Source organism: Delftia sp. S65 (assembly GCF_016516495.1).
In the GTDB taxonomy this organism is placed as follows: Bacteria; Pseudomonadota; Gammaproteobacteria; order Burkholderiales; family Burkholderiaceae_C; genus Comamonas; species Comamonas acidovorans.
Genome location: NZ_JACVUR010000003.1, coordinates 298872 through 324529, shown reverse-complemented (window position 1 = coordinate 324529; position 25658 = coordinate 298872). Strand labels below are relative to the sequence as shown.

27 protein-coding genes are annotated in these 25658 nt (G+C 65.9%); 5 read left to right on the top strand and 22 right to left on the bottom strand.

Annotation, left to right across the window (positions count from 1 at the left end):
• Positions 1–239 precede the first annotated feature (239 nt).
• Positions 240–1127, top strand: coding sequence for a LysR substrate-binding domain-containing protein (locus IAE24_RS05105; RefSeq protein ID WP_071956239.1), 888 nt, complete (start codon positions 240–242; stop codon positions 1125–1127).
• A gap of 66 nt (positions 1128–1193) precedes the next feature.
• Here the strand turns inward: IAE24_RS05105 and IAE24_RS05100 are convergent, their stop codons facing one another.
• The 6 genes from IAE24_RS05100 to IAE24_RS05075 form a co-directional block, all read right to left on the bottom strand.
• Positions 1194–2063 carry a DMT family transporter gene (locus tag IAE24_RS05100; RefSeq protein WP_199959446.1) on the bottom strand — a complete coding sequence of 290 codons (870 nt, stop codon included), beginning with the start codon at positions 2061–2063 and terminating at the stop codon, positions 1194–1196.
• A gap of 110 nt (positions 2064–2173) precedes the next feature.
• Positions 2174–3844, bottom strand: coding sequence for an ABC transporter substrate-binding protein (locus IAE24_RS05095; protein ID WP_013801840.1), 1671 nt, complete (start codon positions 3842–3844; stop codon positions 2174–2176).
• A gap of 115 nt (positions 3845–3959) precedes the next feature.
• Positions 3960–5444: a leucyl aminopeptidase family protein gene (locus IAE24_RS05090; protein ID WP_199959448.1), complete on the bottom strand. Its 1485-nt coding sequence runs from the start codon at positions 5442–5444 to the stop codon at positions 3960–3962.
• Between the two features lie 116 nt (positions 5445–5560).
• Positions 5561–5950 (bottom strand): thiol-disulfide oxidoreductase DCC family protein, encoded by a 390-nt coding sequence (locus IAE24_RS05085; RefSeq protein ID WP_013801838.1) that lies wholly within the window; start codon positions 5948–5950, stop codon positions 5561–5563.
• Positions 5947–6522 (bottom strand): DUF4166 domain-containing protein, encoded by a 576-nt coding sequence (locus IAE24_RS05080; protein WP_043821221.1) that lies wholly within the window; start codon positions 6520–6522, stop codon positions 5947–5949. Before IAE24_RS05080 ends, IAE24_RS05085 begins: the two co-directional genes overlap by 4 nt.
• On the bottom strand, positions 6519–7634 hold the full coding sequence (locus tag IAE24_RS05075; protein ID WP_199959456.1) for a saccharopine dehydrogenase family protein: 1116 nt from the start codon (positions 7632–7634) through the stop codon (positions 6519–6521). Before IAE24_RS05075 ends, IAE24_RS05080 begins: the two co-directional genes overlap by 4 nt.
• 145 nt (positions 7635–7779) lie before the next feature.
• On the opposite strand from IAE24_RS05075, the gene IAE24_RS05070 reads away from it, so the two are divergent.
• A complete protein-coding gene (locus IAE24_RS05070; RefSeq protein ID WP_199959458.1) occupies positions 7780–8118 on the top strand; it encodes a DUF6616 family protein in 339 nt (112 codons plus the stop codon).
• 55 nt (positions 8119–8173) lie between these two features.
• Here IAE24_RS05070 and IAE24_RS05065 read toward each other — a convergent pair whose 3' ends face one another.
• The 3 genes from IAE24_RS05065 to IAE24_RS05055 are packed head-to-tail and all read right to left on the bottom strand — an operon-like array spanning position 8174 to position 10801.
• Complete coding sequence (locus IAE24_RS05065) at positions 8174–8848, bottom strand: RraA family protein (RefSeq protein WP_199959460.1); 675 nt, start codon at positions 8846–8848, stop codon at positions 8174–8176.
• Positions 8849–8888: 40 nt separating this feature from the next.
• A complete protein-coding gene (locus IAE24_RS05060; protein ID WP_199959462.1) occupies positions 8889–9875 on the bottom strand; it encodes a Bug family tripartite tricarboxylate transporter substrate binding protein in 987 nt (328 codons plus the stop codon).
• Between the two features lie 47 nt (positions 9876–9922).
• Positions 9923–10801 (bottom strand): NAD(P)-dependent oxidoreductase, encoded by an 879-nt coding sequence (locus tag IAE24_RS05055; protein WP_199959463.1) that lies wholly within the window; start codon positions 10799–10801, stop codon positions 9923–9925.
• A 188-nt stretch (positions 10802–10989) separates the two neighbouring features.
• Here IAE24_RS05055 and IAE24_RS05050 point away from each other — a divergent pair, with 188 nt between their 5' ends.
• Positions 10990–11646 (top strand): GntR family transcriptional regulator, encoded by a 657-nt coding sequence (locus IAE24_RS05050; RefSeq protein WP_012206234.1) that lies wholly within the window; start codon positions 10990–10992, stop codon positions 11644–11646.
• A gap of 6 nt (positions 11647–11652) precedes the next feature.
• Here IAE24_RS05050 and IAE24_RS05045 read toward each other — a convergent pair whose 3' ends face one another.
• The 6 genes from IAE24_RS05045 to IAE24_RS05020 form a co-directional block, all read right to left on the bottom strand.
• A complete protein-coding gene (locus IAE24_RS05045) occupies positions 11653–12924 on the bottom strand; it encodes an MFS transporter (RefSeq protein WP_199959465.1) in 1272 nt (423 codons plus the stop codon).
• Between the two features lie 84 nt (positions 12925–13008).
• Entirely contained in the window at positions 13009–13446 is a 438-nt protein-coding gene (gene aroQ / locus IAE24_RS05040; protein ID WP_199959467.1) for a type II 3-dehydroquinate dehydratase, read from the bottom strand.
• A 56-nt stretch (positions 13447–13502) separates the two neighbouring features.
• Entirely contained in the window at positions 13503–14561 is a 1059-nt protein-coding gene (locus IAE24_RS05035) for a Gfo/Idh/MocA family protein (RefSeq protein WP_063325662.1), read from the bottom strand.
• A gap of 11 nt (positions 14562–14572) precedes the next feature.
• Positions 14573–15724 (bottom strand): porin, encoded by a 1152-nt coding sequence (locus IAE24_RS05030; RefSeq protein WP_192366586.1) that lies wholly within the window; start codon positions 15722–15724, stop codon positions 14573–14575.
• 91 nt (positions 15725–15815) lie between these two features.
• Positions 15816–16649, bottom strand: coding sequence for a shikimate dehydrogenase family protein (locus IAE24_RS05025; RefSeq protein WP_099751514.1), 834 nt, complete (start codon positions 16647–16649; stop codon positions 15816–15818).
• A 48-nt stretch (positions 16650–16697) separates the two neighbouring features.
• Complete coding sequence (locus IAE24_RS05020) at positions 16698–18092, bottom strand: MFS transporter (RefSeq protein ID WP_099751513.1); 1395 nt, start codon at positions 18090–18092, stop codon at positions 16698–16700.
• A 196-nt stretch (positions 18093–18288) separates the two neighbouring features.
• Here IAE24_RS05020 and IAE24_RS05015 point away from each other — a divergent pair, with 196 nt between their 5' ends.
• The gene (locus tag IAE24_RS05015) at positions 18289–19059 is read left to right on the top strand and encodes an IclR family transcriptional regulator domain-containing protein (protein WP_012206241.1); all 771 of its coding nucleotides are present in this window, start codon (positions 18289–18291) and stop codon (positions 19057–19059) included.
• Between the two features lie 51 nt (positions 19060–19110).
• On the opposite strand, the gene IAE24_RS05010 is transcribed toward IAE24_RS05015, so the two are convergent.
• Genes IAE24_RS05010 through IAE24_RS05000 form a run of 3 tightly spaced genes read right to left on the bottom strand, consistent with a single transcriptional unit; the run spans position 19111 to position 20867 of the window.
• Positions 19111–19599: an HIT family protein gene (locus IAE24_RS05010; protein ID WP_099751509.1), complete on the bottom strand. Its 489-nt coding sequence runs from the start codon at positions 19597–19599 to the stop codon at positions 19111–19113.
• A complete protein-coding gene (locus IAE24_RS05005) occupies positions 19600–20553 on the bottom strand; it encodes a HesA/MoeB/ThiF family protein (protein ID WP_199959471.1) in 954 nt (317 codons plus the stop codon). It abuts the gene before it with no gap.
• A 47-nt stretch (positions 20554–20600) separates the two neighbouring features.
• On the bottom strand, positions 20601–20867 hold the full coding sequence (locus IAE24_RS05000) for a hypothetical protein (RefSeq protein ID WP_199959473.1): 267 nt from the start codon (positions 20865–20867) through the stop codon (positions 20601–20603).
• A 401-nt stretch (positions 20868–21268) separates the two neighbouring features.
• Between IAE24_RS05000 and IAE24_RS04995 the strand changes: the two genes are divergently transcribed.
• Positions 21269–21682, top strand: coding sequence for a nuclear transport factor 2 family protein (locus IAE24_RS04995; protein ID WP_199959475.1), 414 nt, complete (start codon positions 21269–21271; stop codon positions 21680–21682).
• Between the two features lie 16 nt (positions 21683–21698).
• Here IAE24_RS04995 and IAE24_RS04990 read toward each other — a convergent pair whose 3' ends face one another.
• The 4 genes from IAE24_RS04990 to IAE24_RS04975 all read right to left on the bottom strand — a co-directional run bounded on the left by IAE24_RS04990 (position 21699) and on the right by IAE24_RS04975 (position 25654).
• Positions 21699–22724 (bottom strand): aldo/keto reductase, encoded by a 1026-nt coding sequence (locus IAE24_RS04990; protein ID WP_012206243.1) that lies wholly within the window; start codon positions 22722–22724, stop codon positions 21699–21701.
• A gap of 72 nt (positions 22725–22796) precedes the next feature.
• Positions 22797–23693, bottom strand: coding sequence for a sugar phosphate isomerase/epimerase family protein (locus IAE24_RS04985; RefSeq protein ID WP_065346192.1), 897 nt, complete (start codon positions 23691–23693; stop codon positions 22797–22799).
• A gap of 65 nt (positions 23694–23758) precedes the next feature.
• Positions 23759–24643 carry a 4-hydroxyphenylpyruvate dioxygenase gene (locus IAE24_RS04980; RefSeq protein WP_034395675.1) on the bottom strand — a complete coding sequence of 295 codons (885 nt, stop codon included), beginning with the start codon at positions 24641–24643 and terminating at the stop codon, positions 23759–23761.
• Positions 24644–24694: 51 nt separating this feature from the next.
• Complete coding sequence (locus IAE24_RS04975; protein WP_012206246.1) at positions 24695–25654, bottom strand: Gfo/Idh/MocA family oxidoreductase; 960 nt, start codon at positions 25652–25654, stop codon at positions 24695–24697.
• Between the last annotated feature and the right edge of the window lie 4 nt (positions 25655–25658).

The window sequence follows — 25658 nt, the reverse complement described above, 5'->3', positions numbered from 1 at the left end:
GCATCTGCGGGGGAATCTCGGCGGGGGTCTTCTGTCATGCGCGGTAGTCCTTGGCTGGCCAGCAGGCGGCGGGAACTGTCGAAATCCCGTCATATTCCTGGCCCGACGATTGTCCGCTGCGAATGGGGCGCCGTGTCCGAGATGGGCGGTTTTCAGGGGTCACTGTTTGCAAAAAATGAGAGCACGGATGAAGGCGCCGGCCACCGGCGCGCCCGGCTCCAGTACGATGCCGGCCAGCCATGCGCAACATCCCGCCCCTTCACCTCATCGCCGCCTTCGATGCCGTGGCGCGAAGCCAGAGCTTCAAGCAGGCGGCCGAAGAACTGAACCTTTCGGACAGCGCCGTCAGCCACCGCATCCGCGAATTGGAAAGGCTGCTGGGCACCCCGCTGTTCCACCGCACCACGCGCGTGGTCACGCTCAGCGCCGAGGGAGCCTGGCTGCACCAGCAGACCCGCGCCCCGCTGCAGGCGCTGGAGACCACCTTCGGCAGCCTGGTGCAGGGGCGCGACGTGGTGCGCATCAGCGCCCTGCCCTCGTTCGCACGGCTGCGGCTGGTGCCGTCGCTCACGGCCTTTCAGCGCAGCCACCCGGACGTTTCCATCGCCATCGATCCGACCACGCGCACCGTCAACCTTCAGCAGGGCGAGGCGGACATTGCCATCCGCTTTGCACACCAGGCGCCTCAGGCACCTCTGGCATTCCACTGCGAGCGCCTGCTGGACGACGAATGGTTTGCCGTGGCCGCGCCACGCTACCTGGAGCAGTTCGAGGGCCTGGATCTGGCCGGGCTGTTCCGGCGGGCCAACCTGCTCTCGCACAGCCGCCAACCCTGGGAGCCCTGGCTGCAGGCCGCGGGCCTGCGCATCTCGTCAGCCCAGCGCCAGCTCAGCTATTCGGACACGGGCTTCATGCTGGACGCGGCGCTGAACCTGCAAGGCATTGCGCTGGGCCGCCGCTCCCTGGTCCAGCGCCTGCTGGCCGAGCGCAGCCTGGTGCGCGTCTCGGACACGGCCATCCCCTGCAGCCAGAGCTATTTCCTGCTGGCTTCCGAGCGCGCCATGGTCTCGCGCCATGGCGCAGCCGTCATGGACTGGATTCGTGCGGTGGCGGCCGAGGCCGGATAGCCGGGCGCCGCCGCCCGCCACCCGCGCTCACGCTTCACACGTTCGCACGCTCACGCCCTCACATCCTCAGCGCGCCATGGTCAGCGCAATGCCCAGCAGCACGCCCGCCATGGCTGCCGCCTTGGGCCGCAGATGGCGTTCGGCAAAGAACCGTGCCGACAGCGCAAACACCATGACCAGATTGGCGCGGCGCAGCACCGAGATCACGGCAATCTGCGCGCCCTCCATCTGCACGGCGGCCAGGTAGATGGACTCGGCCAGCACATAGGCCAGCGCAATGGCGGGCACGGCCCAGTTGCGCCCCAGCAGGCTGCGCAGCTCCAGCCCGCGCCAGATCCAGGGCAACAGCAGCAAGGCCAGGGCGCCGCGCTGCAGCGCAGACCAGGCCTGGACGGCAACCAGGTCCATGCGCAGCGTGGCCAGAATGTGCTTGTCGTACAGGGCATTGGCCGAAGACAGCAGCGTGGCCGCCAGCATGCACAGCACCCAGAGATTGCGGCCAAAGCCTATGCCCTCCTTCCGGCCGACCAGGGAGAACAGGTAGTACGAGGCCATGGACACCGCCAGCCCCAGCCATTGCCACCAGCTCAGTTGCTCGGACAGCAGGAGCACCGCGCCCAGCGCCGTCCACAGCGGCCCGCTGGCACGCACGCCCGCAGAGATGGACAGCGGCAAGGCCTTCACCGAGTAGTACGACAGCACCCAGGTGGCCACCATCATCAGCGACTTGGGCAGCAGCAGCATCTGCTGGCGCAGGTCCAGCGCGGCGGACGAGGAATCGCCCATTGCCACGAAAGGCAGCCACAGCAGCGCGCCCAGCGCCGAGCACCAGAACACCACCTCCAGCACGGACTTTTCCCCCAGCGCCAGCTTGGTCAGAAAGTCATATGCCCCCAACACCAGGCCGGCCAGCAGCCCCAACACCATCCAGTCCATATCCGCCTGCACTCCTGCATTGACAAGGGTGCAAGCGTAGGAGCGATGGCCGCAGGCATTGCTGAGACCTGTGCGGCGATTGCGCAATCGCGCTCATGAATGCGCGGGCATCACTGCGCGCCGGCCACCGCAGCCTGGCGCGCACCGGGCTGCTTGAACAGCTTGAAGTACGGCGTGTTCGACGGATTCACCGGGATGTCGAACTTGCGCACCATGGCATAGGTCTGGATCTGGTCGTGCAGCGGCAGGTAGATCAACTCCTTTTGCACCGTGCTCCAGATGGAGTGGATGGTGGCATCGCGCTTGCGCGCATCGCCCTCGGAGGCCAGGGAGACGATCTGGCTGTCCAGCTCGGCATTGCTGTAGCGCGTGGCATTGGTGTTGCCCCGGCCGTTCTTGCCGCGCGTGTGCACCAGGTAGTCGAAGACATAGGCCGAGTCATAGGTGGGCACGCCCCAGCCGTAGAGGTAGAAATCCGTCTCCTGGTTGTTGATGGCCGCCGTCTGGATGGCCAGCGGCCGCGACGACACGGCGGTCTTCACGCCGATGCGGCCCAGAAAGCCGGCGATGGCCTGGCAGATGGCCTCGTCGTTCAGGTAGCGGTCGTTCGTGCAATGCAGGGTGATGCCGAAGCCGTTGGGGTAGCCGGCGTCGGCCAGCAGCTTCCTGGCCTGGACAAGGTCGGCCTTGCCCACGGCGCCAAAGGATTTCTCGTAGCCGTGCACAAACGGCGGCGCAATGATGTTGGTGGGCACGGACAGGCCGCGCATCACGGCGCGCTGTATGGCCTGGCGGTCGATGGCCAGCTGGAAGGCCTGGCGCACGCGCAGGTCGGCCAGGGGGTTCTTGTCCTTCACATCGGAATGCGACAGCGGGGCGGCGCCCACGTTCAGGCCCAGGAAGATGGTGCGGTTCTCGGCGGCCTGGTTGATGCGAAAGCGCGGGTCGGCGCTCAGGCGCGCAATGTCCTGGATGGGCAGGTCCTGCACGAAGTCCACCTCGCCCGACAGCAGCGCCGCCACGCGCGTGGCCTGCGACTTGATGGGCAGGTAGACCAGTTCGTCGATTTCCAGCGGGAACAGCCCCTTGCCCCAGTAGCCGGGAAACTGCCGCAGCACGGTGCGCGTGTCCTGCTCGCGCGAGGCGATGACATAGGGCCCCGTGCCGTTGGCGTTGCGCGTGGCGTAGTTCTCTTCCTTGGCCAGCGCGTTCTGCGGCTGCTCGGCACCATGGGCCTTGGCCCAGGCGGCGCTCAGGATCTGGATGTTGATGAGGCTGGCCGGCAGCAGCGGGTTGGGCCCGTTGGTCCTGATGTGCACGGTGAAGGCATCGACCTTGGTCACGTCGGTGATCGAGGTCAGCAGCGAGCGCATGTCCGAGGTGGCCGAGCGCGCACGGCGCAGCGAGAACAGCACGTCGTCGGCCGTGAACAGGCTGCCGTCATGGAACTTCACGCCCTTGCGCAGCTTGAACTCCCAGACCGAGGGGTCGGCAGTCAGCGCCCAGGACGTGGCCAGGGTGGGCAGCAGCTTGCCATCGGCCGTGCGGATGATCAGCGGCTCGTAGATCTGGTGCAGCAGGTTGTGGTTGGGGCCGTTGTTCAGCGCATGCGGGTCCAGCGTGGATGCGTCGGTGGAGCGCGCCCAGCGCAGGGTTTCGGCCTGGGCGGGCGGTGCACACAGCAAGGCTGCGGCCAGGGCGGGAAGCAGTGCGGAAGTTCGCAGGGTGCGCAAGTGGGTGCGCAGCAGGGAAAGGCGAGGCAGGAAGCGTCTTTGGGTCATGAAGTGTCCTGGCAGCCGGAACAAGATCGCAGGAAGGCGGCGGCGGGTGCCGCGCCGGCTGCACCAGACGGCCGATTGTGTGGAGCCACCAGCCCGCCGCAAAGCCCGATTGCGCCTATGCAAATGCGCTGCGCGCAGATGCAAAGCGCTGCGACAGCAGGGCGTACAGCGCGCGCAGGCCTTGGGCCTCGCCGCCCCTGGGCCGGCCGGGGCGCTCCTCCAGATTCCAGGCGAACAGGTCCAGGTGCAGCCAGGGCAGCTCGGGCGGCACAAAGCTCTCCAGGAACAGCGCAGCCGTGATGGCGCCGCCCTGCGGCGTGCTGGCGGCGTTGAGCAGGTCGGCCTGGTCGGAACGGAGCATGCGGCGGTACGGAGCCCACAGGGGCAGGCGCCACAGCGGGTCGGCCTGCGCGCGGCCCTGGGCCAGCAGCGCATCGGCCCAGCCGTCATGGTTGCTGAACAGCGCGGGCAGGTCCGGCCCCAGCGCCGTGCGCGCAGCGCCCGTGAGCGTGGCCAGGTCGATCAGCAGCGCGGGCGGCGTGGGCGCGCTGCGAATGGCGTGGTGCAGCGCATCGGCCAGCAGGAGCCGGCCTTCGGCATCGGTGTTCTCGATCTCCACGCGCCGGCCCTCACCGGCCTCGATGATGTCGCCGGGCCGCAGCGCACCGGCACCCACGGCGTTCTCCACCGCAGGCACCAGCAGCTTCAGGTGGATGGGCAGGCCCGCCTGCATCAGCAGATCGGCCAGGGCCAGGGCGTGTGCGGCGCCGCCCATGTCCTTCTTCATCCAGCGCATGCCTGCGGCGGGCTTGAGGTCCAGCCCGCCGGAGTCAAAGCACACGCCCTTGCCGATGAGCACCACATGGGGCAGCGCGGCATCGCCCCAGGTCAGCTCGGCCACGCGCGGCGCCTGGGCCGCCTGGGACGCCGCCCGACCCACGGCGTGCACCAGGGCAAAGCCTGCGGCGGGCAGCTCGTCGCCCACCCATTGCCGGTAGCGCGCGCCATGGCGCGCGGCCAGGTCGGCCACGGCCTGGGCCAGCTGTTCGGGACCCAGCTGGTTGGCAGGCAGGTTGACCAGCCGCCGCACCTCGCCAATGGCTGCGGCCATTGGCGCGACGGCGGCCTGCTCATCGGGGCTTGCCACCAACCGAGCGAGTGATAGAGCGAGTGATGGAGCGGCTGCCGCATCCGACTGCCGCGCCTGGCGGGTCGATGGCAGCGCGCCCAGTGCCCAGCCCAGGAGCAGATGCGGCCTCTGAGCCTCATCCGCATCGGCGAGCGAATAGGTGCCGGGCGGCAGCGCAGCCGGCAGGCCGGCCAGTTGCCACAGCGGCTGGTCCGGGTCCACGCCGACCAGCACGCCGGCGAGGACAGTGCACTCGCCCTGCCCTTCGCTCTGCATGCCGGGCAACAGCAGGATGCGGCCCGGCTGCGCATCAAAGCCTGCGGCGCGCGCCCATCGGGCCTGGGCCGGGGACAGTTGCTCCAGCACGGCCGCCAGCGTGGCGGGCGTGGCACGGTGCAACGCCGTGGCGGGTTGGGGGGAAGTGGCGAATGCGCCGGATTGGGAAGGGGAGCTTGTGGTAGGGCTGGACATGGTGCTGGCAAAGCGCGCCAGCCTAAGGGCCGACTCCGCTTGGCGCAAACACGCCTGCCGCATATTCAAAGCAGAAATGATTGGTGGACGTCTGCGTGCAGGCGGGCCGCAGCCGCTCAGTCCAGAAAGCGCGCGGCCACCTGCGGATCGGGCACCATGCACTGCGCGCTGCGGCCAAACCAGCGGTAGCGGTTGCGGGCCAGCCAGCGGTACAGCCCATCGCGCAGGGGGCGGGGAATCAGCCACGCCGCCCATGCCAGCCGCCAGGGCCAGCCCAGGCCATGGAGCACGCGCAGGATGGCGTCCGTGTGCTGCCAGGAACGGTCCCCATCCACCAGCAGCAGCGTCTGCAGACCTTCGACCCGCAGGCCTGCATCGGCCAGCATCCTGCCGCCGGCCTCGCCCTGGATGGAGGCAAAGCGGAACCTGCCGCGCCTGTCGTGCCTCAGCAGAAACTGCACCCAGCCATTGCACAGCAGGCATTGGCCGTCGAACACCACAATCATGATTCGCCCTCCTTGGGCACTGAAGTGTCTTGCCGCACCGTGGGCAATTGCAGATGCCCGCTGTAGCTGGCGACCACGCCCACCCAGGGCACGGCTGCCTCGATGTGGAAATGCAGGCGATCCCCCTCGCCGCGCTCCTCGGCCACGATGCGCGGCTCCAGCCAGGCCGGGCAGGCCATGCCCAGAAAGCGCAACTTGCGCAGGCGCATCACCAGCCGATTGCCATCGGCCTCCAACCCGAAGCTCAGCCGCGCTGCGCCCAGGGATTCGATGATCTGCCCGTCCTGCAGGCGCAGGCTGGAACGCATGGTCTGCGCGGGAAAGTGGCGGGTCCAGACCTCACGCTGGGGCTGGGCATGCAGCGCGAAGCGGATGGGCCCCTCGCTGGCGCGCAGCGGCGTGCCCAGACACAGCGCCAGCAGCCGGGCCGCCAGGGACTGCGGCGCCTGGGTGCGGACCCAGCCATGGAGCTCATGGCGGCCCGTCAGGCGGTGGAAGGCCTGCACGGCGGGGTCCAGCCGGGCAAAGCGCTCGCCCATGGCCTGCTCGTACATGGACAGCCTCCGGCTCATGGATGGATCTCCCTCATGCGGATGTCCAGGCCACGGGCCTCCTGCTCGAAATCCTCCAGGGTCAGCAGGCCCATGCAGGGCATGGCGCCCACGGCGGGCAGTTGGCCTGCCGCCAGCTTCCGCGCCAGGGCCGAGGAGGCAAGCGTGGGCACATAGGGGCCGTCGCCCGACCCGGCGACCAGCACCCAGACGCGCTCCTGCACGAAGCCCTGTGCGTCCCGCCCACGCACGCACACATGCATGGCACCCGCATCGCTGCCCCAGTCCTTGAAGCAGTCCGCCGCGCGCTTGAGCCACGCGGCGTGCACCGACCAGTCGCGCACCAGGCCCAGGCGCGCCAGCCAGGCCATGGCATTCATGCCCCTGTGCAGAAATGCCAACTCCAGCCCCGCGCCAAAACGCACGCCAGGCTTGCCCGCATACCGGGGTGCCAGCAGTACCAGATCAGGCACATCGCAGGGCGACAGCAGCCGCGCCCCCACAGGCTCGGGATAGCGGTGGCGCCAGCTGCCCGACCAGCCGAACACCGGCTGCGGGCCAGCGGACGCGAGGCGCTTGCCGCAGTAGCTCAGGATGCCGGCCACCGTGGACAGGCCGCGCTCCGTGCGGTTGCCGGGGCTGATGCCTATGTCGATGGAATCCACGCAGGCCATCCCGCCTGCCAGCCGATCGGCCACCGCCGTGGACAGTGCGGGGACGGAACTGGCCCCGCTGGTCAGCAGCACGCCCCGGGCCAGCGCAGCGGCTTGCAGGGCGGTGATGCCGCCGACGAAGTCGCGGCCATCGGCCAGGTCCACGTAGTGCACGCCCGCATGGGCGCAGGCCTGTGCCACGCGATGGTCCTGCCCCTGGAAAGGGCCTGAGGTATGGATGAGGAGATGGATGCCATGCTCCTGGAGCCGGGCCTGCAGCCCCGGGTCCATGGCGTCCACCGCCACGGCGGACATCCCGGCATGGGCATCGGGCAAAAGCGCATCGACCAAGGCCTGTGCCTTGGCGCCCGAGCGGCCCACCACCACGATGTGCAGCGCCTTCTGCCGTGCCAGCCGGCGCACCAGCCGGCTGCCGAAAAAGCCATATCCCCCGACAACCATCACCCTGAATTCGTGCATGCGCCAGTGTAGGGCCGACCGGTCGCCAGGACGGCGGTGGCAGCATTTCCCTCCAAGTTGTTTCATCAGGAAAATATATGGTTAGCCACCATACAATATGCCGACAACACACCTGGCGCACAGCGCCTCAACCCCAGGAAACACCATGTCCCACTATCTGGTCGAGCTCTATTCCCCCAACCCCGCCTGGCTGGCCGTGCCCGCCGCGCAGCGCCAGCAGTTTCTGGAGGGGGTTGCCAGCGCCATGGGCGGGCTGGCCGCCATGGGCGTGCAGGTGCTGGCCCTGGCCGAGACCGAGAGCGGCCTGGACCAGGCCAGCCCGCACCGCTTCCTGGGCATCTGGCGCTTTCCCGATACCGCCGCGCGCGATGCCCTGCTGGCGGGCATCAAGGCCAGCGGCTGGTACGGCTACTTCGACCATGTGAACGCGGCCAGCGGCACGGGTGGCCTTGAAAGCCATCTGAAGGCGCTGGCCGAGGCCTGAGGCGGACGAGCCATGGGTACTGGATGGGTGCTGTATGGGTGATGCCGCGCCGGCGCTACGGCTGAATCGGGCACCCCAGACGTTTGAGCGTCTCGTCTATCCATGGCGCGCTGTAGGTACCGGCAGCGATGTCGGCCACCATCCTGGCCTCAACCACCTGCTTTCCGTGTGCCGCATCCAGCAGTGCCTGCGCCTGCGCATGCGGTACGCACAGCAAGCCATCGTCGTCGCCAATCATGAGGTCACCGGGCTCGATCACCATGCCATCGATGGCGATAGACACATTGATCTCGCCCGGGCCGTCCTTGTAGGGTCCGCGGTGCGTGACGCCCGCTGCGAATACCGGGAAGCTGCCTGCACGAATCCATGCCGCGTCCCGGATCGCGCCATTGATCACGATGCCGCCCAACTGGCGACGCATGGCGTCTCCGACCATGATTTCTCCGATGAGTGCGTTGGTGAGGTCGCCCCCCGCATCCACCACGATCACGTCACCTGGGCTGGCCAGTTGAAGTGCCTTGTGGAGCATGAGGTTGTCGCCCGGGCGTGTCTTGATGGTCAACGCAGGGCCGGCCATGCGCCCGCCGCCGTGCATGGGGCGCAACCGCGCGCCGCCCGCCGTCATGCGGGCCATGCAGTCGCTGACGTTGGCAACAGGCACGTCGAGATAGCGCCTGGCAATATCAAGGCTGACAGCGCGCTGCCGCTTCAGAATTTGAAGACCGATCATGGTGTGGTTCTCAGAGTGGATGGAATGAAAGCCGTGCCGCTCAATCGAGCGTGGTGCCAGAGCTCTTGACGATGGGTGCCAGGCGTGCGCGGTCGCTGGCGTAGAGCCTGGCCATGTCCTGCGGTGTGCCGGTGATGAGTTCGGCACCGGAGTCGGCGATCTTCCTGGCCGTGTCGGGTGCGTTCACCACCTTGTTGATGGCTTCGTTGAGCTGCCTGACGATGGCGTCGGAGGTGCCGGCCGGGGCCATCACGCCCCACACGCTGGCCAGCTCCACGCCCTTGATGCCGGATTCGGTGTAGGTCGGCACGTCGGGCAGCAGCTTGGAGCGGCTCGCGGTGGTCACGCCGATGGCGCGCACCTTGCCCGACTGGATGTGCGACAGCAGCGTGGGGACGGAGCCCATGTACATGTCGATGCGTCCGCCCAGCAGGTCGGGCATGGCCTGCGCCATGCCGCGAAACGGCACGTGGGTGAACTTCACATTCGAGCTTTTCTGCCAGGCCTCGCTGATGAGGTGCGAAATGGTGCCGGTGCCCGGCGTGGCAAAGCTCAGGCGCCCGGGGTTCTTCTTCGCCGCCTGGACGATGTCGTCCAGGGACTTGTACGGCGAATCGGCATTCACCACGAGCACGGCCGGGCCGGCTGCGACCAGGGCCACGGCGCGCAGGTCCTTGTCGGGGTTGTAGGTGAGCTTGGAGTACAGCAGCGGGTTGAGCACCACGTTGTCGGTCTGAGCCATCACCAGGGTCAGGCCGTCGGCGGGGGCCTTGGCCACCTGGTCCAGAGCCAGGTTGCCACCGGCACCGGGCTTGTTCTCCACCACGATGGCCCACCCATGGGCCTCGGTGAGCTTGGTGCCGACCAGCCGCGTGAGGTTGTCGGTGCCGCCACCGGCCGGAAAGGGCACGATGAACCTGATGGGCCGCTGCGGATAGGTGCCCTGGGCATGGGCCGGGGCCATGGCGGCAGCGGTCAGTGCCAGCAGGCCGGCGAGGGCCAGGCGGCGTCGGGTCGGGGTCGTCATTGCGGATGTCTCCTTTGGTGGTGTCGGTTGGCGCAGGGGTACGTTGATCAGGTTTGGCTGGCGAGCACGTGGCTGCCCAGCCAATCGATGGCCTCGTCGGTGGAGGTGCCGGTGAAGGGCTGCACCGCATGCGCCCGGGCCGTGGCGGCGAACAGCGCCTCGACGGCGGGCGAGGCGATGGGCGCCAGGCCGTTGCGGGCCATCTGCTGCCGGGCCTCGGCCACCTCGTTGCGGCGGCGCGCGGAATGCGGGATGTGCGTGCGCACCATGGACTCCATCAGCGTGCGCAGCGGTGTCTCGTCGATGTCCTGCAGCACGGCATGCAGCTGCTCGCGCAGGCCCATCTGCTGGGCCGTCACCAGGCACTCCACGGCCAGCGCCTCGGTCCCCTTGGTGTAGATGCTGCGCAGGAGCTTGAGCGCGGCGGCATCGCCCGGCTGTCCGCCCACCACGCGAACGAAGCCGCCAAGGGGCAAGAACAATTCCTGTACAAAACCGGCCTTGCCACCGGCCACGAGCAGCGGCGTCTTGCTGCCGCCCAGGTTGACCGCGCCGGTGATGGCCACGTCCACGAAGTGCACCGCCCTGCCCTGGGCGACGCGCCGGGCCAGCTCGCCGCATTCGCGCATCTCCTGCGGGTCGGCCGTGGTCATGTCCACATAGACCGCGCCATCGCGCAGATGGGGCAGGCAGGCCTCGAACAGGCTGCGCGCCACGGTGCCGAACACGGCGCTCACCACCACGTCGGCCTCGGCCAGCCAGGCACCGGGCGCGGTATGCACCTGCGCACCAGCGGCCTGCACGGCGTCGGCCACCGCAGCGTTGTGCTGCAGGTCGCACAGGCCCACCAGGCTGTGCCCCTGCTCCACAAAGGCCTGCATGTAGCAGGCGCCGACCATTCCACCACCCAGTATTGCGAACTTCATAAAAGTACAAATTTAAAACATTGAGCGCAGTCTATGGAGTGCACATCCGATCCATTCATAGAGATTTCCCGTAGAACTGCGGATATTTGTACTTGTTTTGTATTTTTCCGAATGGAGCGCAGCGCAGCGAGCCCCTCCGTCGTCACCTAGAATCGGCGCACCATCCCCACCCACCTGGTGCAAACACAGTGCAAAACGTGAAAGACAAGGCGTACGAGGTTCTGCGGCAGCGGCTCATCGGCGGCCACTATCGACCCGGCGAACAGCTCAAGGAGGAGCCCATTGCCCGCGACCTGGGACTGAGCCGCACGCCGGTGCGCAATGCGCTGCACCGTCTGGTGGAAGATGGCCTGGCCACCGATGGCGCGGGCCAGGGCATCCGCGTGTCGGAGTGGAGCGACTGGGATGTGGAGGAGACCTTCCAGCTGCGCATGCTGCTGGAGCCGTACGCCTCGTTCCTCGCGGCCACGCGCGGCGGCGAGGGGCTGGCCGATGAGCTGGAGGCCAGCAACCAGCGCATGGAGGCCGGCATTGCCGCTGGCCACGACGGCATTGGCGAGGTGCAGTCAGCCAACCGGGATTTTCACCACGCGCTGATCGAGGCATCGGGCTCGCCGCGCCTCAAGACCATGCTGGCGACGATGATCGACATGCCGATCATCAAGCGGTCGTTCTACATCTACACGCCCGAAGAGCTGGTGCAAAGCCTGCACCACCACTGCGACCTGGTGATCGCCATACGTGCCAGGGATGGGGAGCTGGCACGCCAGGTGATGCAGCTGCACCTGCGCATGTCCTACCACCGGTTCATGAAGCATCGAGGGGAATACCGCGCGGATGCATGAACAGTGTCATGACCGGGGCTGAACCCTTTGCGCTGACGGCACCCGGTACAGCCACGGCAGCCAGACAAAGGCGATGAGGACCAGCACAACGCCCGCCAGCGCCATGGGCAACACCATCGGCCAGGCACCGTGGCGCATCGTCGGATCGACAAATTGCGCCGCCAGCTGGCCGGCGCAGAAGGCCACGCACATGATCGCGAAGCCCGAACACGACACGGCCCGCCCGGCCAGCTGCGGCGGCAGGCCACCCACCGCGCCCGCCTGGCCGCAAGGCTGGTGCAGGCCATGGCCCAGCGCATACACCGCGTGCCCCAGCAGCAGTGGAAAGGGCGAGGCCGGCGCCAGCACGCAGCCGGCGATCTGGATGCACGGCCCCAGCAGACTGAGCGTAGCGCCCAGCTGCACCGTGCGCACCGGCCCGTGGCGCGACAGCAGGCGCCGACACCATGTGATGCCGAGGATGTAGACCAGCGAGCCGCCCGCTGGAATCCAGCCGTAGAGCACGGGCGACAGGCCGAACAGGTCGACGTACACCATCGGCGACAGCAGCAAAAAGCAGAAGATGCCGCCGTAGGTGGCTGCGGCCAGTGCCGTCCAGGCGCAAAAGCCGGGGTCGGCGATCACCTGGCGCACACCGCCAGCGGATACGGATACGGATACGGATACGGGTACGGGTACGGATGCGATGACCGGGGCAGACTCCGCTGGCACTTGCCGCGTCTCGCTGAAAGTGCGCCAGCACAGTGCCAGCAAAGCCAGCGAGTAGACGCCCATCGCCACCAGCACCCAGCGCCAGCCGGTGGCCTGGACTCCCCATGCACCGGCAATCGGCGCCACCAGGGCCACCAGCCCCAGGCCCATCAGGCCGCGGGCCATGATGCGCGGCCCTTCATGGGCCGGATACAGGTCGCGCACCGCAGCCCGTGCGCACACCAGGATGGCCGCCATGGCCGCGCCCTGCACGGCGCGCCAGGCCACCAGTGCGTCCGCGCTGCCCGCCAGCGCACAGCCGGCCGCCGCTGCCGTGTAGCAGGCCAAACCCGCCAGCAGAACGGGCCGGCGCCCGAAGCGGTCTGCCAGCGGCCCGCACACCAGCTGGGCGACACCGAAGGCCAGCATGAACACGGTCAGGCTGCTGCTGGCCGACCCCAGGTCGCGCGCGATCTCGGGCAACGCCGGCAGATAGCCATCGGTGGCGACCGGCTGCGCGGCCAGCAGCAGCGGCAGCAGCAGGAGAAAGGAAACGGAGCGGCGCGGGCCGGGAACGGCGAAGTTCATCTCAATGAAGCCTGGTCACGGCATGCAGCGCGTCGAGCGAGGGAGTTCGAAGGACGATACATGGCCAGTTGCGCGCCATGCATCCTATGCGACGGCGGACAGCACGGCCCGCAGGCCCAGCAGATAGCTGTCCGCGCCGAAGCCGCAGATCTGGCCCCGGGCGATGTCGGCAAACACCGAGTGGTGGCGGAAGGGCTCGCGCGCATGGATGTTGCTCATGTGGATCTCCACCACGGGCACGTTGAGCATGGCCAGCGCGTCGCGGATGCCGTAGCTGTAGTGCGTCCAGGCGCCGGCGTTGATGAGCACGCCATCGACGCCGTCCCGAAAGCCCTGGTGGATGCGATCGCACATGGCGCCTTCGCAATTGGTCTGGAAGCTGTCCACCTCGCAGCCCAGTTGGCTGCCCAGGCTGCGCAGCGAGGCGTCGATCTCGGCCAGCGTGACCGTGCCGTATTGGGCAGGGTCGCGCTGGCCGAACATGTTGTGGTTGATGCCGTGCAGCATCAGGATCTTTTTCATGGAGGCTCCGTGGCTTGATGTCATGGATGGAGGATGGCGCGCCGGTGGTGTCCGGGTCACGCCGTGGTGTCGATGGCGGCGCCCATGCGGGCAGCCTCTGCAATGGCTTCGGTGATCTGCAGGTTGCGCAGGCCGTCGTGCACGCTGACCAGGGGCTGCGCCAGGCCGCGCGCCACCTGCGCGAAATGCGCCATCTGGCGCACCAGCGGGTCTTCGCGCTCCACGGCGGCCACATCCAGGTCGAAGGGCTCATTCCAGGAGCGCTGCCCGGCCGATGCATAGGTCTTCAGCCGCATGCTCGGTATGGCCAGCGAGCCGAAGGTGCCCGCCACCAGGTAGCAGTCTTCGTCCTCATAGCTGGCATAGGCCTTGTTCTCCTGCGAGGTCTGCTCCCAGCTGCGCGCGCTGGCGGCCGTGTCCGAAAGCACAAAGCTGCCCAGCGCACCGCTGGCAAAGCGCAGGTTGATGGCCACCGTGTCTTCCACGGCAAAACCGCGCGTGGCATGCGAGGCGAAGGCCTGCACGGCCACGATGTCGCCGCACAGCATGCGCAGGTTGTGGACCTCGTGGATCATGTTGAGCAGGATGGGGCCACCACCGGCCTCGCGGCGCCAGGGGCCTTCCTCGAAATAGGCGTCCGGCTTGTAGAACAGGGCCGCGCCGGTCACGGCCACCAGGCGGCCCAGCCGCCCCTGAGCGATGAGGGCTGCGGCCCGCGCCATGATCGGGCTGTGGGCGCGGTGGTGGCCCACCAGCACCCGGGCGCCGCTGCGCTCGGCCAGCGCGGCCAGGCGCTGTGCCTCGGCCACGGTGGAGGTGACGGGCTTTTCCAGCAGGATGGGCAGGCGCGCATGCATGCACTGCGCCGCCTGCGGGGCATGCAGGCGGTTGGGCGTGGCCAGCACCACGGCGTCGGGCCGGTCATGGGCGATCAGCTCGCCCAGGTCGCGCCACAGCGGCACTCCGGCCCTTTGGGCAAGCTCCCGGGCTGCGGGCGCCGGGTCCACGATGGCGGACAGGCGGCAATCCGCCTGGGCCCCGATGGCGGCGATATGCGCCTGGCCGATCGCGCCGGCGCCGGCCACGGCAATGCGAAGCGGGTGCAGCTGTGCCATGGCATGCCCCCTCAGAAGCGGTGCAGCACGCCCAGCTGCACGCCCTTGATGGTGCGGCCGTTGACGTCGTCGGCCGATGTGAAGTTGGGCTTCATGCCGCCCGAGGCCGCCAGCCTAAAGCCCGCGTTGCGGTCGTTCTTCAACTGCTCGGCCACCGCGTAGAGCATGGTGCGCTTGGACAGGTCGTAGTAGGCCGCGACCGCGCCGCCCGATGCGCCGCGCCCGCTGTCCGAGCCATCCTGTATGCGGCCCCACAGTGCGCCCACGCGCAGTTGCGGCGTCACGCGGTAGTCGGCCGACAGTTGCCAAACGCGGTAGAAGCGGCGCACATCGGCATTCGTGCCCGCCACCAGCCCGCCCACATTGCCCAGCACCGTGCCCGTGTTGTTGCCCGCCGAGCCTGCCGTGCTGTTGTTGGACCGCACAAAGGCCAGCTGGACCTTGCCCTTGCCGTAGTCGTAGTTGGCGTAGAGGTTGTCGTAGCGGACCGCGTCGGTATAGGCCGCGTTCTGCGGCGCACGCGCATACAGCCCGGCATAGCCCACGCGGTAGGGGCCGTTCAGGTAGTCCAGGCCCAGCTGGTAGATGGCCTGGCGCGCTGGAGCACCGGTCTCGGCCATGGCGTAGTGGGCCTCGAACAGGAAGCCGGCCATGCGCGGCGAGGTGTAGGAGATGTCGTTGTCGAAGCGCGAGGGCACGCCGAAGTTGTTGACCATCGATCCCAAGGTGCGCGAGGTGAAGTCGATGTAGTCGCCGCGCCCGAAGATCACGGTGTTCTGCCGTCCCAGCCGCACCTCGCCCCAGCCGCCTCCCAGGCCCACCCAGCTTTGGCGGTCGAAGCCGCGCGTGCTGTCGGCCTGCGTGCCGTTGTCGGCGTTGATGCCCATCTCCAGCTGGAACTTCGCGTACAGGCCACCACCCAGGTCTTCCTGCCCGCGAAAGCCCAGGCGGCTGCGCAGCAGGGCACCGTCCTCCAGCGTGGTCATGGATGCGCCCGAGCTGCTGCGCATGTGGTTGATGTACTGGTCCACGCTGCCGTAGATGGTGACCGAGGACTGGGCGTGGGCACCCGCGCCCCAGGCGCCCAGCACGGTGGCGAGGGCCAGGATGCGAAGGGCCCCGCGCTGCGGCACTCGCGGTGTCTGGTGCATTTGCTGTTGCATGGTCTTGTCTCCTTCTCTGTGAAAAATGCTTTTTCGGGCGTGGCTGCGCCCTGCCCTGGACGCATTCAGGGCCGGTTGTCTGTCGGCTGGATCAGTAGGAGATGTGGGCGGTGGCGCGCAGCTCGTCGGGCGTGGCGCTGCCGAAGCCGAAGAATTCGAGGTAGGCAGGAATCATCTCGAACAGCATGTCCGTGCCCACCTGGAAGTCGCAGCCCTTGTCGCGCACGGCGCGCAGCAGGGGCGTGAACTCGGACTTCATCACCACCTCGCCCACAAAGGTGGTGGGCGCAATGCGCTGCACATCGAAAGGCAGCGGGTCATCGGCCTTCATGCCCAGCGGCGTGGCGTTGACGACCACGTCAAAGCCCTGCGGGTCCCTGGAGCCCGTGCCCACCTTCATCCTCGGGTAGTAGGCAGCGAGCCGCCCGGCCAGGGCCTGCGCGCTCTCGTCCCGCGTGTCGAACAGCATCAGCTCGCCCACGCCGGCTGCCGCCAGCGAGGCGGCAATCGCCGACCCTACGCCACCCGCGCCGGAAATCAGCACCCGCGCGCCCTGCAGCTGCCGGCCCTTGCGCAGCACGCCGCGCACAAAGCCCGCGCCGTCGAACTGGTCGCCCAGCAGCGAGCCATCCTCGCGCCGCAGCACGGCATTGCAGGCGCCTGCAATGTGCACGGCGGGCGTGACCTCGTGCACCAGGTCCACCACGGACACCTTGTGCGGCATGGTGATCAGCGCGCCGCGCAGGTTGGTGAAACGCATGATGGCCGCGAAGTCCGGCGCGAAATGCGCCGCCTTCACGCCCATGGGCACGACGCAGGCGTCTATGCCCCGGCCGTCGAACCATGGGTTGTAGATCATGGGCGACTTGAAGGTTTCGGTCGGGTCGCCGATGTGCGCGATGAGGGTGGTTTTTCCGGAAATCATTCCCTGGGCTTTCGGATGCTTGGGTTGGCGGAATGTGGCGTGTGCAATTCAGCGGCCGGACTGGGCCAGGGCCTGGGTGCGCAGGCGCTCGTACTCGGCGGCGTCCACAGGCTGCGCACCGGCCTCGCCCAGGTCTTCCATGCGCACGCGGTAGGTCTCGCGGGCGCTCCAGGCGGCCAGCGCTGCGACCACGGTGATGCCGAAGGCGATCAGCCCCACCGTCAGCCAGATGTTCTGGGAACCCGGAGGCGCCACGGCCGTGAACAGCGCAGGCAGCATGGCGGTGATGGCCGTGCCCACGTTCTGCGAGATGGCCATGGCCGAGACGCGTGTGCGCGTCGGGAACAGCTCGGGGTAGAAGCTGGGGAACACCGCGTTGTAGCCCTGGTAGACCACGCCCCACATCAGGATGGACATGGCGAAGGCCAGCGGCATGTTGCGCGTGCTGATGGCGTAGAGGTAGCCGATGGCCAGCAGCCCCGACAGCAGCGCGCCGAAGATGATGGGCGGGCGCCGGCCGATGCGGTCGGACAGGTTGCCCACCATGGGGATCACCAGCACCGCGACGATGTTGCCCACCACGGGAATCCACAGGTACATGTCCTTAGCGAAGCCGATGCCGTAGGCGGGCTGCACCGCATAGGCCGCGCCGAAGATGGTGGCCACCACGGGGATCACGTTCATCAGCGCCATGCAGACCACGCGCAGCATGTCGGGCGAATGGTGGCGGAAGGCCTCGACCACGGGCGAACGCGGACGCGCCTCGCTGCGGCCTGCTGCCGTGAAGGCCGGGGTCTCGTTGACCTCGCGGCGGATGATCCAGCCCGCGATGATGACGACGAAGCTCAGGATGAAGGGAATGCGCCAGCCCCAGCTGTTGAACTGCTCGGTGGGCATGTAGTGCGCCAGCGGCAGGAACACGGCCGCTGCCAGGATCTGGCCGGCCTGCACGCCCTGCAGCGTGAAGCTGGCGAAAAAGCCGCGCCGCCCGAACGGGGCATGCTCCAGGATCATCGAGCTGGCGCCCGAGATCTCGCCTGCCACCGCAAAGCCCTGGATCAGCCGCATCAGCACCAGCAGCGCCGGTGCCCACAGGCCGACCTGGTCATAGGTGGGCAGCAGCCCCACGGCGATGGTGGAAAAGCCCATCAGGAACATGCACCACACCAGCACCTGCTTGCGCCCGTGCGTATCGCCCAGGTGGCCCAGCACGAAGGCGCCGATGGGCCGCGCCACATAGCCCACGCCATAGGTGGCCAGCGAGGCGATGATGGCAATCGCCGGATCACCCTGCGGAAAGAAAATCTGCGGAAAGATCAGCGCCGCAGCCGTGGCGTAGATGAAGAAATCGTAGTACTCCAGGGCCGAGCCTATCCAGCCGCTGGTTGCGGCCTTCCTGGGTTGGTGCTGCGTTGACTGCGTATGTACCGGTGTTGCGCTCATGTGTTGTCTCCTCCAGGCAAAAGGTCCCCGCTGCGGCACGTGATGGATGCTTGCGGCCAGGCCAGCGGGATGTAAAAAATGTAGTTCCCGCCTATGAATCTGCCCAAGCCAATTTCCAGGGGCATGTGCGCTGATCGCACCGCGCTGTTCGATAATCGCACGCACCCAGGGTTAATACGGAAAACTCAAGCTCGCCATGACAACACCTTCCACCCTCGCCCAGCGCGACTGGATTGCCGGACTGGAACGCGGCGTATCGATCATCGAAGCCTTTGACGACGCCCACCCGCGCATGACGGCCGCCGAGGCCGGCCAGCGCACGGGCATGACGCGCACCGCCGCGCGGCGCTATCTGCTGACGCTGCAGCACATGGGCTACGTGGCGGGGGACGGCAAGCTGTTCTGGCTCACGCCGCGCGTGCTGCGGCTGGGGCAGTCGTACCTGGAGTCGGCGCGGCTGCCGCGCATCGTCCAGCCGTTCCTGCAGCGCGTGGCGGCCGGCACCCATGAAACCGCCTACCTGGCGGTGCTGGACGACGACGAAGTGGTCTACATCGCGCGCAACGGCCCCAACCGCAACATGAACACCGGCTACGTGCTGGGCGCGCGCGTGCCGGCTCAGGTCACGGCGGCCGGCATGCTGATGCTGTCCATGCGCAGCGACGCCGAGCTGGAGCACTGGCTGGACAACCGCGCGCTGACGGTCTTCACCTCGCACACCATCACCTGCCCCGCCGAAATGCGCCGCGAGCTGGCCCTGATCCGCACCCAGGACTGGGCGCTGTGCGAGCAGCAGCTCAACCTGGACTCGCGCGGCATTGCCGTGCCGCTGCGCGACCGCCACGGCGCGCTGGCCGGCGCCCTCAACATCACCATGCCCATGGGCCGCGAAACCGGCAAGGACGCCGTGGCCCGCGTGCTGCCCATGCTGCGCGAGACGGCGCAGGCGATGCGGGATTTGATTTGATCGAATGCAGGGGGCAGCCGGCCCGACAATTCCGCAAGAGTGCCGCATTCTTCAAACTTGGTCCCTCTCACCATGGCGATCTGTCTTTTCCATTGCGCCAATCTTCTCGGCCATTCTTTTCAAATGCCCTTCATCGGCTCTTTGGTGGTCGTGGGAGGATATATAGCCCTCATATTTATCAAAGAACTTTTTGACGTTTGATGATATTTTCTGCCAGGGTTGTGTCTTGCTGGTTCCATGCATCGGGAATAGCTTGGCATGGACATGGTCGACTCCGTACCCTTCAAATATCATTCCAGTACGCCCGACATCGTCAAATGCCCGATCCAAGAGCAATGCCACCTTCCTCGCCGCAAGCGTCAATCCTATCAACTCGGCATCTTCAAGTGCAAATGCATAGCTTGGCATATGGATCTTTGGGAATACCACGGTAAATCCATCGGTATTGGGGAAAATGGAGAGTATCGCCATGTACTTATCGTCTTCCCATATCTTGTGGGCTGGTGCAATGCCATCCACGATCTTGCAGAATATGCACATTTAGCAATACCTCCTTGGAAAAATCTTAGCATCCCATTGCATGGAAAAACCATCATTGCGGCTCTTAATAATCCCGCAAACTCTTTGAATAATGAAAGACGACATAATTCCAGCAATTTCGGTATTGGAAGGACCAAAACTAGGACCAATGAATTCTGGACCACGATGCCATTGAATAAAATCTTGCGAGAGATCTTTGGACCCCACCTCCAGTCTTGAGTAACCATGAAAATACCCACTGGATACCACCTTCTCTGCGCAGCCATTTTTCAGATTGCGACCAATACCCAGTGGCTCATCGGCAGTTATCGCAATATCTGAGAACCCTGCAGCCATCTCTTCAATAGCTCCATTTGATAAAGATGATAATTGCACCGTACATTCAACGTCAGGAAATCTCTTCCCTATCTCCCTCTCTAGAACCTCAACTTTATTTTTTCCAACATCCTCAAGCGTCCAGAATAATTGTCTATTTAAGTTGCTATTCTCTACAAGGTCGTCATCAACCAAATACAAATGACCAATACCGGCTCCAGCCAGATTCATGGCAACCAAAGACCCTATTCCACCGCAACCAACGACCAATACCGAACCATTCTTGATGTTCGACATCTTCTGCAGAAATTCACCGCAGTTTGCGCTATTTGCCATAACATAAGACGCCGTTCTACTCCTCCTTGATTCGTTCAAAATTCTATCGGCACAAAGCACTTCATTGTGTTCTCCGAAAATTATGGCACCGACTGAAACCAGGGACTTCATTAAATCACTGGATTCTGGTTTCACGTTATTTACCAAACCAGCTGGGCCAACAAAAGAATAATCCCCATTTGGATTTTCACCCCACACCAACGAGGGTATTATCAGCCCCACATAATTTCCATTTATGGAAATCAATCTTCCAGAGATTTTTTCATTCGCGTTTGATTCGAATATATTTTCAAGAAATTTCATGCGCCCAAGGGTGAGATTTCTCTCACCCCTCCCTCAAACATCAAAAGTTAGTTGCACTGAAAGCCTCGACCTAATCCTTCCAAGCGATGAATTTCAACATAAGTGTCATTTCCTTGTAAGTACGCCGGCAGAAATGCCATCCATGTTTGACAGCTGACAGACGCAACCTGCTTTACATCCGAATGCACTGTCTTTGATAGCTGCTCTACAGGGTAATCCTTGTTAATAAGCCGGTCTGCCGGTTGATTTTTATAAATAGCATGCGCCTGAGCCGCCAGAAGCATTAGACCTGCCGCAGAAATTTCTTTAATCACAGCATAAACTCCTAAAAGATCGCCAGAAATTTGGCAAGCCCATGCTACATAAGAATAGTTATCATTAACATCCAAATATATATAAAAAATATGTTTCTATTGAAACTATAATTTCTTTTGCCATTCATTTAATAGCACGAATGCCCCATGAAAAGGCGGTAGTACGCTATTTAACAAAATGTATATAAGACAGGTCCTATTCTTTGCAAAAATTCCATAACTAATGCATCGTGCGGAGGATGACGCAACAACCAGGGAGGCTTTCCGACGCTGATGGAATACGCAAATGGAATTGGAATAGGCCTCGGAAATTCCTTAGACCGTGCTACTGCATGCACAATGCAGATCAACCATGGCAGCGGACAGTTGCTATCAGCACTAATCCGCCTACTACTCAAGCCATGAGCCAAGACGAGATCCATCTACTCCAACATCTACAAGCACTGGAAACGCAGCTGCACGATCCGCAGGTGCGATCGGACGCAGGCCAGCTGCAGGCGCTGCTGCATGAAGACTTCCTGGAATTCGGCCGCTCGGGCGGCGTGCACGACCGGGCCGCCACCGTGGACAGCCTGGCGGCCGCCTTGCCAGCAGGGGTCCCTGCCCGGCTGGTGTCAGGCGGCTTTGCGCTGGCGCGCCTGGGACCGGACAGCGCGCTGCTGACCTACCGCTCGGCCAGCGCGGCCGAGGATGGAACGGCCGGCCGGCATACGCTGCGCTCCTCGGTCTGGCTGCGCACGGCCCTGGGCTGGCAGATGCGCTTCCACCAGGGCACGCCCACGGCGCCATTCGACCTGGCCGCATCCATGCCATGAGCGGCCTGCGGCGTGTTCAGACGGTCTCGAACGCGTATTTTTCCGTGTCCACCTCGCGCTGCGAAGCCACGGCATAGCGGTCGCCCTGGATGCGCTCGGGCTTGAAGAGGTCGTCCAGTTCGGCCAGCAGGGCCGCATCCAGGCGCACGGCGCCGCCGCGCAGGTCTTCGTGCAGGTGGTCCACGCTGGTGGTGCCCGGCAGGGCAATCACATGCTCGCCCTGGTGCAGCACCCAGGCGATGGCCAGCTCGGCCAGCGTGCAGTCGGCGCGCTCGGCAATGGACTGCATGGGCGCGAGCAGTTGCAGGTTCTTCGCATAGGCCTCGGGCGCGAAGCGCGGCATGGCGGCGCGGATATCGCCCTTGACCAGGCCCTCGACCTCCTGGAGCTTGCCCGTGAGGAAGGCGCGGCCCAGCGGGCTGAAGGCCACGTAGGCAATGCCCAGTTCCTTGCAGGCCTGCAGCGTGCCCAGCTCGGCATTGCGCGACCACAGCGAATACTCGCTTTGCAGCGCGGCGATGGGGAAGGTGGCATGGGCGCGGCGCAGCGCGTCGGCGCCGATCTCGGACAGGCCCAGAGCGCGCACCTTGCCCTCTTCCACCAGGCGCGACATCTCGCCCACCGATTCCTCGATGGGCACGCGGCGGTCCCAGCGGTGCAGGTAGTAGAGATCGATGACATCGGTGCCCAGGCGCTGCAGGCTGTCTTCGCAATTGCGGCGCAGGGTCTTGGGGTGGCCGTCGATCACGCGGCGCACCACGCCGTCGTCGCCGCGCACGCCGGCCATGCCGCATTTGCTGGCCAGGGTGATGTGGTTGCGGTGGGACTTGAGCACGGGGCCGACCAGGGATTCGTTGGCGCCGAAGCCATACAGCGCCGCCGTGTCGAACAGGGTGACACCGGCATCCAGCGCCGCATGCAGCACGGCCTTGCCCTGCTCGGGCGACGGCGGATGGCCATAGGCGTGGCTGAGGTTCATGCAGCCCAGGCCGACGGCGCTGACGGAGAAGGGACCCAGGTGGCGTGTGGACAGGTTGGTCATGGTTTTCTCACAGGGAAAAGAAGCAAGGGAGCGGCCAGCGCTCCCTTGCAATGTCGAAGGCCCATTTTGCCGTCAAACCGACGTGCCCCTCACGCCCGTGCGCGCCCAGGCCGGCAGCGGCACGGGCCGGTGCAGCACGTCGTCGTTGAGCCACAGGGCGCTGCGGCGCGCACGCTCGGCCACGGTGTCCAGCGGCAGTTGCTGGTAGTCGTCGTTGAAGACCTCGAAGCTGTAGTCACCCCGGTAGCCCAGGCGGTCCAGGCGCAGCACCAGGTCGGCCAGGCGCTCGCTGTGCACGCCCTCGCCCGGGAACACGCGGAAGGTGCGCGCCGTGGCCATGCGCTCTTCGAAGGTGGGGGCGTCGTGCCACATGAAGTCGGACAGCTGCACCAGGAAGATCTTGTCGCGGTCGATCAGCTCCAGCGCGTCCAGCGGCGTCTTGGCGGCCAGGATGTGGAAGGAGTCCAGCCCGATGCCCAGGTTGGACGTGTCGGCACGGCAGACCACGTCCCAGCTGGTGGTGAACTCATTGACGGAGCGGCCCCAGGACAGGCCCTCGTAGGCGATCTTCACGCCCAGCGGAATGCCCAGCATGGCCAGCTTGCGCAGGTCGCGCGCAATCACGTCGAGATCGCCCGTGGCATGGCGCGAGGTGGACGAGCAGGCCAGCAGCACGGGGCTGCCAATCTCGGCGCACATCTCCAGCATGGATTTGGCGATGTCCACCTTGTAGTGGTGCAGGTGGTCGGACAGGCCCTCGAAGTCGCGCAGCACCTGAAAGCCCGTGGGCCGCAGGCCGCTGGCGCGCACGGCCGCCGCTGCCGCCTTGACGCCGCCCGGGTGGCCGGCCAGGTCGCGCGCACTGAGCATGACCTGGGTGAAGCCCGCGCGCCGGATGGCGTCGAGCTTGGCCTCCAGCGAGCCATTCAGAGTGATGGTGTCCATGCCATAGCTGTCCAGCAAGCCCATGTTGCCCTCCAGGATCGTTGTGTGTATCGGCGGTTGAATCGGACGGCGGCGCGCCAGGCTTTGCGCTAGGCGTCGCGGTGCACCAGCTCGAACACCACGGTGCCCATCGCATTGCGCGTGAGCGCGCCGCGGTCATCGGGGTGCAGGCGGCTCGATTCCACGAACTCCACGCCGCGCTGGCGCAGCGCCTGCACGGCGCCAGGCACGTCGGTGGTGCCCAGGCCGATGCGCTGCAGGCGCTCGGGCATGTCGTCCCACTCCAGGCCCGGATCGGGCTCGATGAGCTGCCACAGGAAGCGCTTGCAGGGGCTGCGCATGAGCTTGCCCTTGGGCAGGATGCCGAAGCGCTGCGCGTCGGGCAGCAGGTGGAAGTCGAACATGCGTTCGAAGTAGGTGATCCAGTCGGCGCTGCGGCCACGCCCTATGTACTGGACCACGCCGAAATAGCCCAGGCCGGCCAGCGCCGGCGGATGGGGATCGGCCCCGGCGATGGGCTTGAAATCGATGTCATAGATGGAGAACTCCTGCCATCGATCGACAAAGTAGAAGCGGCTGCCACCCGGGCCGTGGATGGCCGGGATGTGCAGCTCCATCGCCTGGGCCTGGCTGGGCGCCGCCCAGGCCCCCAGCTCGATGCAGCGCGTATGCGCCTGCAGGGCATCCTGCACGCGCAGCGCCACGGCCGAGATGACGGGCTGCCCGTCCGAGGCGGCATTGGCCAGCGCATCGGCAGCGCCCGCATTGACCACCAGGTTCATGCCCCCCTGCCGGTACAGCGTCACCTCGCGCGAGCGGTGCCGCGCCACGGGGCGAAAACCCAGCCCCTCCAGCACCTGGCCCAGGGCCTGAGGCTGGCTGGTCGTGTACTCGATGAACTCTATGCCGTCGATCCCGAGGCGATTGGACGCCTCGGGCACGTCTTCCCGGCTGCTGGAGGAGGAATCGGTCATTGCGGTACTCCGGATGGAAACATGGTGCGCTGCGACGGCTCGCCGGGCGGGTCAGGCCTGCAGTTGCTGCTCGAGGTCGTGCAGGACCTGGTAGCAGGGCAGCACCTGGGCCACGCTGGAATTGGGCTCGCGGCCTTCACGGATGGCGGCGAAGAACTCGCGGTCCTGCAGCTCGATGCCGTTCATGGAGACATCAACCTTGGAAACGTCGATCTTCTCCTCCTTGCCGTTGACCAGATCGTCATAGCGCGCGATGTAGGTACCGGTGTCGCCGATGTAGCGGAAGAAGGTGCCCAGCGGGCCGTCGTTGTTGAACGACAGGCTCAGCGTGCAGATGGCGCCATTGGCGGCCTTGAGCTGGATGCTCATGTCCATGGCAATGCCCAGCTCCGGATGGATGGGGCCTTGCACGGCGTTGGCCTTCACGATGGGGCTGCCGGCCTGGTAGGCGAACAGGTCCACGGTGTGGGCGGCGTGGTGCCACAGCAGGTGGTCGGTCCAGCTGCGGGCCTGGCCCAGCGCGTTCATGTTGGTGCGGCGGAAGAAATAGGTCTGCACATCCATCTGCTGGATGTTGAACTCGCCGGCCGCGATCTTCTTGTGCACCCACTGGTGGCTGGGGTTGAAGCGGCGCGTGTGGCCGCACATGGCCACCAGGCCGGTCTGCTTTTGCAGATCGGCCACGGCCTGCGCGTCCTTTAGGCTGTCGGCCAGCGGGATCTCCACCTGCACATGCTTGCCGGCCTTCAGGCATTCGATGGCCTGGGCGGCATGCATCTGCGTGGGCGTGCACAGGATGACGGCGTCCACCTCGGGCAGGGCCAGGCTGTCGGCCAGCTCGGTGGTCACATGCTTGATGCCGTACTTGTCGGCCACTTCCTGGGTCTTGGCCAGCTCGCGGCCCACCAGGGAGACGACTTCAACGCCGTCGATGTTCTTGATGCCGTCCAGGTGCTTGATGCCGAAGGCACCGGCGCCCGCCAGGGCGACTTTGATGGTCTTGTTGCTCATATGA